This is a genomic window from Slackia isoflavoniconvertens (genome assembly GCF_003725955.1).
GTDB lineage: Bacteria > Actinomycetota > Coriobacteriia > Coriobacteriales > Eggerthellaceae > Slackia > Slackia isoflavoniconvertens.
The window spans coordinates 1-7,065 of sequence record NZ_QIBZ01000028.1 but is presented as its reverse complement, the minus strand read 5'-3'; the positions used below and the strand labels follow the sequence as shown (position 1 = coordinate 7,065).

Sequence of the window (7,065 nt, the reverse complement as noted above, 5' to 3'; positions counted from 1 at the left end):
ACGGCGAGGGCCGCGCCCCCGGTCCCCGGGGCGCGGCCCTCTTGCTTAAACTGCTCAATTTTTCGTGCTCACGGTGCTCATTTCCCAGTGATCACTCGGACCACTTCTTAGTGAACATCAACAGAAAGCGGCTGCACCGGCTTCCATCTCTGCAGGGAGCCGAGGGCGCTCGGCGTCGATTGCGACATAGTCGTGGTCGCTAGCATCGCGCGCTCGGACTCCGACAGGAAGCGCAAGAACAACAGGCGCGACGCGTGGGCCGGGCGCATAGAGCGCTGCCTCGCCGCCGATACGACCGTCAGTCAAAGAATGGTGCGCGTTCAACAAAGTGGCTGAGTCCAGCCTGCACGAATGGATGGTCCGCTTCCGCGAGGGGGATTCCGATTGCAATGCGGGCCTATTATCGCGCGAGCCCATCCCTGCGTGTCGAAAATGGCCCTCGAATGTGGCATGATTCAGCTTTCCTGCTTAACATCACTTTACCACCGAGCTTCTGAACCGGGAATTCTCATGATTCGCTAGCGCCGCCCTTGGACTATTGGTCAATTCGGCCTGAAAAAGACCACATTCGAGGGTCTTTTTCAACAAATCTGAACTGACGTCAGAAATGCGGACCCCATTCGAAGCGCTCCGTGTTTGACGGGTCTTGAAGACGACGGCGATGAAACGCCGACGATGCATGCGCTTAAAATCGCGCACATGTGAGACCCTTTGGGCCTTCTCGTGGGACGAGAGTAGGAATGTGAGCGTAAAAAACAACCGCGTAGGAACGAGAGAATTCCCGGAGTTTTCCCATTCGCTTTGAGAAGAGTCCGGGAGTTTTCCTATTTCCCATCGTCGCTGAGGGCTGAGGGATCAATGTCGATTATCGGGTCGTCGGCCATTCTGGCAGCCTTCTCGACCGCTTCCGGCCTGAGTCCGATGCAGTACCGCAGGAGCTTAGGGCTGGTGGCGTAGCCGATCCAGGGAAATGCCCGCATCCCCCGATCACAGATCCAGATTCACTTTGCGATTTCGATGTAGTCGTCCTTGAGCTATGTGTGGCGTCGATATTTTCCCGTCTAAGAAATCTCAATTATTCCAATCTTGATGGTTGAAAGTTCTGCTTATTTGCGAAATAAGTTGCGTTTGATAAAATTAACCTGTAAGTTAATTATACTATCGTTGCATCGACAAGGAGAGTAGATGGGGGAAGGTAATTGGCGGCTTAAGCAGATAGCTGATTTCTTCTATCTGCTCGTTAATGAAGGAGATGTTTCCGAGAAAAACATTCTTCAGAAGAGGTTTAAAAAGGATCTGAATGCACTGAGTGCGCTTTATGATTTGATTGAAAGGGTCGATGGGCTTGGTTATGAGCTTGGGGTTGATTTTGCATTCAGCACAAATCGGTTTGATACGATCAAAAACACAAAGCTGAGTCTTATCGAAATACGCAGGTTTGGAAAAACCTGGCGAGTGGTTACTTACTGGAGCAAAAAGCAACGGGCTTTTGTGATGTTAGATGCTTTTGAATCGCATAAGCATAAGACTATGAATGAAATGCTGAAGCAAGTAGAGCCGTTGGCTCAAGAGGCGATTCGACTGATAGAGGATGGTGAATAACATGGCTATGAAGGTGTCGCGAGAGGAGTTCCTTGGTGTCGACGAGCCTTTAAAGCCGTCTTTTGACAATGTTGCGGCTAAGATGGCGTTGGATTTTGAGGTGGAAGTGTTTATGCGTCTCAATAAGCTAGGGCTCAAGCGCAAGGACTTGGCTAAGTTGCTTGGTGTAAGTCCTGCAGCAGTATCGAAACTGCTCACTGAGAATTCCAATATGACGCTTAAGTCCATGGCTAAGGTTGCAGTCGCCTTAGGCTGCGAAATCTCGCCCATTCGTTTAACGGAAATCGGCGATGTTGATTACGCTGGCCTAGATGACGAAAACGGCACGGATACCGTACTTGTTCCTAAGGAGGTGCCGTTGATTGAATCGTTTGGTGGTGCGTTCTCAACCAGCGTGCTTGTTTCTAGAAGCGCGAGCGCTTCTTTCGGCGTCAAAGAGATGACCGCTCTGTCATTGGGGAGGATTGCGGCATGAGCGAGGGAAACTGGATTTCGCCCGTGGAAATTGTTGATTCGAAAGTGCTCGGGGTCAACTTATCGATAGCGGACGGATTCTCGGGCGGGGAAACGCACCTTTCCCTGACTATGAATTCTTCGTTCGCTTCGCCGATGATGGATGACGGCAATCGTGTATGCAAATGCGTTCTTGAAGCTGTGGGGGATTGGACGATTGACGAGAAGGGTGATGCGCCGGCCCTTTCTGCCTCATGCAAGCTTGGCATTGTTGTGGCGATACCGGAAGTGTCTTTATCTGATGTGGATGAAGGCGAAAGAGAAACATTTGTCATGGCCAATACGGTGTCCATTGCTTACGGAAAGATACGGGCCATTGTAGAGAACATAACCGCGGAAAGCATTGTGGGGAAGCAGACTCTTCCCGCTATTGATCCCTATGGATTTGTTGCTTCGCTTAAGTCAAAGGAAGATTCGGAATAGGGCCTCTGATGGCCGTTGATGCGGTTAGGGCGTAAGTGTATTCGTCGATCGTGAAACCGGAATATGGGACTGCGGTGAAAATCCTGGGCCAAAAGAGGGCGCTAGGGGGGTCGTACGGATGTGCGGCGCAGAGTAAAGGGTGAAGGTCATCGAGACGTTCATCAGGTTTGGCTGCAGCGCGGTCGACGTCATGGTGGAGCTCGGCCACCTCAACCGCCACACGGTCCGCAACTGGTGGAAAGAGCGCCAGCTCGGCGGCGATGATCTGAATCAACTCCGATTCCATTGACGTGGAAATGCCCGTTGCTCATATCATGGGGAACGGAAATCGACTTGTCGACGGGAATGGGACGGATTCAGATTCAATTGACGGCCACGACCGCCTTCCCGTCGCAGTCGAGCGCTTCGTAGCTGACGAACATGGTGACGTCCGGTCTCACGGCGTCTCGCACCATGTTGGAGACTTGCAAGGCGCACCCGTCGGCGTCTTCGACGCCCAACACGTTTCCGTCGTTGTCGACGCCCGCGTAGACCGTTCCGCCGTTGCCGTTCGCGAAGGCGACAATCTCCTTCTTGATGCCGTCTTGCGCAACGGCCTTCAGCTCGACCGTCTCTGCCCCCCCAGAGCTTCATCCTGCTCGCCTTCCGATTCTTTTCTACCCATATTCTAACCATTCTACTAACCATGGTGATTAGAATGGTTAGAACCGAACTAAATCGAGGGGGGTGGTCGCGGCTCGATTGCGCGATTGAGATAGGGGAGAGTTTCATAGGGATTCCTCGCGGTTATGCGCTTCGTCATTTCGGTCTTTGTGCTACCGACGACTTCCGTCCCTGCTCCTGAATCTACCGCGATTTTGTTGGCGTCGATTTCATGCGGCTTCAACCCTCGCGATGCCATCGACGTGAGACGGTATGGCTTAAGCCGCTGACTGGCACGTCTGCCCAGCATAAAGAAAGGCCCGCATGCTGCTGGCTTTTTGGGCTGTGTGGATTGGGTAATCAAAAGGCAGGGATTCCCATCATCGACTTTACGCTGTCTTTTGGTTAGCCTTGCTTGAGGGTATAACGTATGTACAGTATAATATATCTGCACATACGTCGATAGGAATATCATGTCTAGCTCTACTTTGACCATACGCATTGACGACGACTTGAAGCGCGGCGCTTCCGAGGTGGCCGATTACTACGGCCTTGACCTCTCATCGGTTACGCGCGCGTTTTACAAGCAGATGGTGAACACGCGCCGCATCCCCCTGACCTTCGCCCCCGACGAGCCCAGCATCGAGAGCCTCGAGGCTATCCGCGAGGGCGACGCCTTCCTGTCCTCTGGCGAGAAAGGCCGCTTTGACAACGCAGCCGATCTCATCGCGGCAGCGATGGCCTAATGAGCAGGCTCACGGCGGATTTCTCCGCTGCATTCTCTCGCGACCTCAAAAAGAAGGCGAAGCGGCGCAATTGGGATTTAGCTGAGCTGCAGAAGCTCATCGACCTGGTGCTGGAGAATACCCCCGAGTCGCTGGAGACTCTCAAGCGCCGCCACAACATGTACCGCCTGAGCGGTAGTTGGGCCGGGAGGAACGAATGCCACGTGGCGAACTCCGGCGATTGGCTGGTAATATGGTCGGCCAACGACGAGGTCGCCTTCTTCGAGCGCACTGGCGGTCACGACGAGCTGTTCAGGTAGGAGGGACTTTCATGAAGGGAATCGATTAGTGGAATTGAGCGAAAATACGATTTGAGGTAGCTCTTCTTTACGTAGCGGTTACAAGCTTTTCAGTGACTGCTGGTTTTGTAAGGCGAGTTGTTGTTCGGTGCGTTTTGGATTTTGCATCGAGGAGGGATGTCCTATGAAAAGGGATATGGATTTTGATTAGAGCTATCCTTCTCAGGGTTGAAGAGGAGTATGGGGGAATACCCATTACGAACCTCTCCATAGAGGGAAATAGCCTCGAAGAGGTCGCTGTTCATTGCAAAATGCTGGAAGACGCAGGGCTCGTTACGTCGTGCGGGATTAACTATGCAGACAACGGTATTCATTCGTTCAGCGTTGGCGGCCTCACATGGGATGGCGCTGAGTATTTGGATAAAATCAGGGATGATTCACTTTGGGAGAAGACCAAGACCATAGCGAGGGAAAGGGGCGTCCCTCTTGTGTTCGATGCTGTTAAGGAGATTTCCTCGAAGCTTGTCTCGGCTGCTACGGAAGGGGCCGTCAATGCTGTTTTGCGATCTGGCGGCATGATGTAAAAGCGATGCTCGGGTTGCGGGTTCTTAGCTTAGAGGGATGCAAGTCTATTTGACACCAAAGGCCATATTGGTTGGGGACGCGTTCAGGAGCTTGCGCGCCCGCATGCATGGCCTCGGAGCCAGTCGTGGACAGTCAGGACATGGTCTTGATGGCGCGCAAGTTTGCTGATGGCATTATGGTAGTGATTAGGGTCCAGAAACTTTCGATGCCTGGAACCGGAGGGGAGCCTGCGGGTTCCCCTTTTACTTTTCGGGAAGAGCGAAGATGCCCAAAGAATTGCTTACCTATCAGCAGCAGATGGAGAAGCTCAGAAGCTCCGGCTTCGCAATCGAAGACGAGGAGGCTTGCTGCAGGGTCCTTGCGGACATCGGCTATTTCCTGGTCGTGAACGGCTATCAGTCGTTTTTCCGCGACCCGAGCACCCGGGTATACCGCGAAGGCGCCACTTTCGGGGACATCTTGGTGCTTTACGAGTTCGACGTCGAGCTCAGGAAGATAATGCTCGATGCGCCGCTCAAGGTCGAGGCGAAGATCAGGTCGGCGCTGGCCTGCGAGTTCTGCGCTGCATATGGCGAGTCCCAGGGCAAGTACCTAGGAAATCACTGATTTATTTTGATTATGTCTACTAAGACTGCGAAGAGGATGTTGGTGGTGATGCGGTTAATTCCAATCTCAAATGCACGTATTTGCGCAGATGACGTGGAGTAATGCAGTTAGTGTCAGAATCGCTGCCTTTTCGTGCTGTTTTCATCATGCGTTTAGTATCGGAACCGATGCATGGCATTTCTCGCTTGTGTGCGGGATATGAAGACGCGCATGCCCAGATAGACCCCTCATTTTGTGATTCCGAGACTAAATGCACGCCGTGAGCGCGGGGCCGTTCCTCGTTTTTGCCTCGGTATGCGGTTTTCGATGGCATTCGGGCCGTTTTCTCTTCGGGTTTCCTGCTCTTCCGTTTCTTAAAGCTCGATCAACCCTGGCTTCATCATGACTTCTTCGGCGGGCACGAGCCCTATGCTCAGGCCGTCCAGAAGCTCGGCCGGCACGACCCGTGAGGCCAGCTGCAGCGGCGACGCGCCGCCGAACTGCGGGCGTCCGTACGAGTTCACGTGCGAGCACGCCACCGACAGCTTCGCCGGGGTCAGCTTGGCGAACGACGAGCCCTTGGGGATCACCTTGCGCAGCTCGACGTGGTTCTTCTCGCAGCTGCCTTTCTGGCCCGACTTCATCGGATCGCAGTAGTACACGCGACAGCGCGAGCCCCTCGACGTGCAGCTTTTCTCGATGACGCCGTAGTCCAAGAACTCCGACCCCTTGTCGGTGAGAATGACGCCGAACAGCCTCTTGAATTCCCTGAGGCCGATCAGCCTCTCGACCATGTCGAGCGCCTTGCCTACCTCTTCCTGGTTGTGTTTCGGCAGGAACAGCATGAGCTGGAACCTGAATCGCCTGAACAGCAGGGTCAGGATCGCCTGGACCTCGCCGCGCCTTCCTACCACGCAATCCATCTCGACGGCGTCCATCTTTTTGTCGTCCGGAAGGGCCTCGAAGTCCTTGTATGTGCGCCCCTCCAGGTCATGCCTGGGAATCGGGGTCTCGTCGGCGCGTCTCTTCCTTGGCTTGAAGCGCACCTTCTTTGGCAAGTTCAGCCCGATGATGTCGCCGAACACCCCCATCTCGACGTAGCGGTAGAACGTGCTCAGGCACACGGGCAGCTCGCCGGCGTGGGTGGCCCAAATTACCTCGGGGCTCTGCCCCTTCTTGATGAGCGGCCTGACGATCGCCCGCATCGCCTCGAGCTCCTCGGGCGTGACGTCGATGCCTTCCCTCGACTCGACTTTCCGCTTTTGCGCGAGCTCGTGGGCCATCCTGCCGTCGTAGAACCGGTATTCGTAGCCGCACCCCATTCCGTAGCGCCTGTGGCAGCCGTTGCACGCGAACGGAGGCTTCGCGAGCCACGGGCACTGGTCCGGGAGGAAATCCGGGCAGACCTTGTTGCACATCGACGTCCGGCACGTCGGGCACGGCATCAGGCAGCCCTTGCCGCACACGTCCCTCTTCGAGCACGCCTCCCGCCTCAGGCATATGTTGCGCGTCTCGACGGACAGGAAGCTGGGGCTCGACGGCACCCCGTTGCGCTTTATCTCGCGGTGTGTTTCGTCAAGAGGATTTGAGCAAAAAGAGCATCGGAAATTGAGCAGCCTGAGCATCGGAAGTGCGCACGCTTTCTGAGCGGCTAGCCCTCCTGCATGAGGGCATGGCGGACGCGGTAGGAC

10 protein-coding genes are annotated in these 7,065 nt (G+C 54.6%); 8 read left to right on the top strand and 2 right to left on the bottom strand.

The window, feature by feature from the left end:
- The first annotated feature begins 1,185 nt into the window (after positions 1–1,185).
- The 4 genes from DMP05_RS09540 (at position 1,186) to DMP05_RS09885 (ending at position 2,827) form a co-directional block, all read left to right on the top strand.
- Positions 1,186–1,602: a hypothetical protein gene (locus tag DMP05_RS09540; protein ID WP_123220227.1), complete on the top strand. Its 417-nt coding sequence runs from the start codon at positions 1,186–1,188 to the stop codon at positions 1,600–1,602.
- Position 1,603: 1 nt separating this feature from the next.
- Positions 1,604–2,077: a helix-turn-helix domain-containing protein gene (locus tag DMP05_RS09535; protein ID WP_161957538.1), complete on the top strand. Its 474-nt coding sequence runs from the start codon at positions 1,604–1,606 to the stop codon at positions 2,075–2,077.
- Complete coding sequence (locus DMP05_RS09530) at positions 2,074–2,538, top strand: hypothetical protein (RefSeq protein ID WP_123220225.1); 465 nt, start codon at positions 2,074–2,076, stop codon at positions 2,536–2,538. Before DMP05_RS09535 ends, DMP05_RS09530 begins: the two co-directional genes overlap by 4 nt.
- A 139-nt stretch (positions 2,539–2,677) precedes the next feature.
- A complete protein-coding gene (locus DMP05_RS09885) occupies positions 2,678–2,827 on the top strand; it encodes a hypothetical protein (RefSeq protein ID WP_161957537.1) in 150 nt (49 codons plus the stop codon).
- A 73-nt stretch (positions 2,828–2,900) separates the two neighbouring features.
- On the opposite strand, the gene DMP05_RS10310 is transcribed toward DMP05_RS09885, so the two are convergent.
- Positions 2,901–3,140 (bottom strand): AlbA family DNA-binding domain-containing protein, encoded by a 240-nt coding sequence (locus DMP05_RS10310; RefSeq protein WP_123220224.1) that lies wholly within the window; start codon positions 3,138–3,140, stop codon positions 2,901–2,903.
- 513 nt (positions 3,141–3,653) lie between these two features.
- Here DMP05_RS10310 and DMP05_RS09520 point away from each other — a divergent pair.
- From DMP05_RS09520 to DMP05_RS09505, 4 genes are all read left to right on the top strand, one after another.
- Complete coding sequence (locus tag DMP05_RS09520) at positions 3,654–3,926, top strand: type II toxin-antitoxin system RelB/DinJ family antitoxin (RefSeq protein WP_114513208.1); 273 nt, start codon at positions 3,654–3,656, stop codon at positions 3,924–3,926.
- A complete protein-coding gene (locus tag DMP05_RS09515) occupies positions 3,926–4,225 on the top strand; it encodes a type II toxin-antitoxin system RelE/ParE family toxin (RefSeq protein WP_123220223.1) in 300 nt (99 codons plus the stop codon). Before DMP05_RS09520 ends, DMP05_RS09515 begins: the two co-directional genes overlap by 1 nt.
- 182 nt (positions 4,226–4,407) lie before the next feature.
- Positions 4,408–4,788, top strand: coding sequence for a DUF2513 domain-containing protein (locus tag DMP05_RS09510; protein WP_161957536.1), 381 nt, complete (start codon positions 4,408–4,410; stop codon positions 4,786–4,788).
- Positions 4,789–5,053: 265 nt separating this feature from the next.
- Positions 5,054–5,395 carry an Abi family protein gene (locus DMP05_RS09505; RefSeq protein WP_123220221.1) on the top strand — a complete coding sequence of 114 codons (342 nt, stop codon included), beginning with the start codon at positions 5,054–5,056 and terminating at the stop codon, positions 5,393–5,395.
- 353 nt (positions 5,396–5,748) lie between these two features.
- Here the strand turns inward: DMP05_RS09505 and DMP05_RS09500 are convergent, their stop codons facing one another.
- On the bottom strand, positions 5,749–6,999 hold the full coding sequence (locus DMP05_RS09500; RefSeq protein WP_123220220.1) for an IS30 family transposase: 1,251 nt from the start codon (positions 6,997–6,999) through the stop codon (positions 5,749–5,751).
- Positions 7,000–7,065 lie beyond the last annotated feature (66 nt).